The organism is Paenibacillus sp. P4_A7 (assembly GCF_056402455.1).
Genome location: NZ_JBFUHJ010000719.1, coordinates 1 through 1,714, shown reverse-complemented (window position 1 = coordinate 1,714; position 1,714 = coordinate 1). Strand labels below are relative to the sequence as shown.

Sequence of the window (1,714 nt, the reverse complement as noted above, 5' to 3'; positions counted from 1 at the left end):
GCTATCGAGAAATACCGCAAAATATGGTTCGGACTTCCAGTAGGTATATATCGGGACACCGTATTTGGCATTATTTTAGATGAACTGAAACATGCGAGCAAATACAATTATTTGATTACTATAAATCAAACCGGTATATAGAATACAACACGAGTCTCGGGAGAAAACACTTCTGAGGCTTTCTTTTATCACTTTTTTAGCACAACCCTTCAATATTTGTGCGAGAGTGTCTTTGTATACTTTTGGAAATAGAGGGGGATATTAATCGAGCAATCGACTGTATATGTAGTAATCAGGGGGCTATAAGTTGAACACAGTAGAGTGGAGCCGCGGTTTAACGGAGATGACACTTGCTTTTCATATATTGTTTGCGACAGTAGGGGTTGGAATTCCGGTCTTCATCTCTATCGCTGAATGGTTGGGCATTCGAAACAAAGATCCTCATTATACGCTAATGGCACGTAGATGGACTCGTGGCTTTGTCATAACAGTAGCAGTAGGCGTTGTTACAGGAACATGTATTGGACTGCAATTAAGCCTACTCTGGCCACAATTTATGCAATTTGCTGGCAATGTAATTAGTTTGCCTCTCTTCCTAGAAACCTTCGCTTTTTTCTTTGAAGCGATTTTTCTTGGCATCTATCTCTATACATGGAACCGATTTTCCAATCCATACTTACATTGGCTGCTCACAATCCCAATCGTCATTGGATCTTCAGCTTCTGCCTTGTTTATTACGATGGTGAATGCTTTTATGAATACACCTCAGGGCTTTACTCTCGAAAACGGTAAACTGATGAACTTGGATCCGATAGCGGCGATGTTTAATCCGGCCATGCCTTCCAAAGTAGCCCATGTTTTGTCTTCTGCTTATGTAACGTCGGCTTTTGTATTAGCGATGATTGCTGCATTTGCAATGCTGAGGGGCAAGAAAGATACCTATTACAAAAAATCAATTCAATTAAATATGATTGCCGCATTGATATTAGCCGGTGCAACGATCTTCATCGGTGATATTTCTGCTAAGTTTTTAGCTGAGGTTCAACCAGAAAAATTAGCCGCAGCTGAGTGGCATTTTGAAACTGGTGATCGAGCATCACTAATCATTGGCGGTCAACTGGACCCAGTATCACATGAAATAACAGGTGCCATTAAAATTCCCTGGGCACTTAGTTTGCTTGCTACTAATAGTCCGAATGGAACGGTAATCGGGTTAAATGATTTCCCGAGAGATGAATGGCCACCCTTGTATGTCCATTATTTGTTTGATGCTATGGTCGGGATAGGCACCTATTTGCTTATTGTTCCCATACTATTCCTCATAATGTCTGTGATGAAGCGATGGAATGCTTATAACCGCTTGATGCTCGGAGCAATATTAATAGGAGGACCTTTTTCGCTTCTCGCTATTGAGCTGGGTTGGTTTTACGCAGAAGTGGGTAGACAGCCTTGGATTCTAAGGGGATATATGCGCGTAGCAGATGCGTCCACAACCAATCCTCATGTTGCGGTCATATTCTGGCTGTTCGCCGCTTTATATATGTTGCTGGGAGTGGTTTGCTTACTTGTTCTTATCCGGTTGTTTCGCAATAAATCGGCAGAGCTCGAATTGGAAGAGCGTCGAATCATTTTATAGGAGGTCATCGGAATGTCGATTGAATTGCTTGGAATAGCTGTCCTTTGGTTATTTCTTTATGGATACTTGATCGTAGCC

At 41.7% G+C, this 1,714-nt stretch carries 1 protein-coding gene; it reads left to right on the top strand.

Annotated elements, in window-relative coordinates; all coding sequences use genetic code 11:
- Positions 1-307: 307 nt before the first annotated feature.
- Positions 308-1,636: a cytochrome ubiquinol oxidase subunit I gene (locus AC1DWN_RS33365; protein ID WP_477563122.1), complete on the top strand. Its 1,329-nt coding sequence runs from the start codon at positions 308-310 to the stop codon at positions 1,634-1,636.
- The last annotated feature ends 78 nt before the right edge of the window (positions 1,637-1,714 follow it).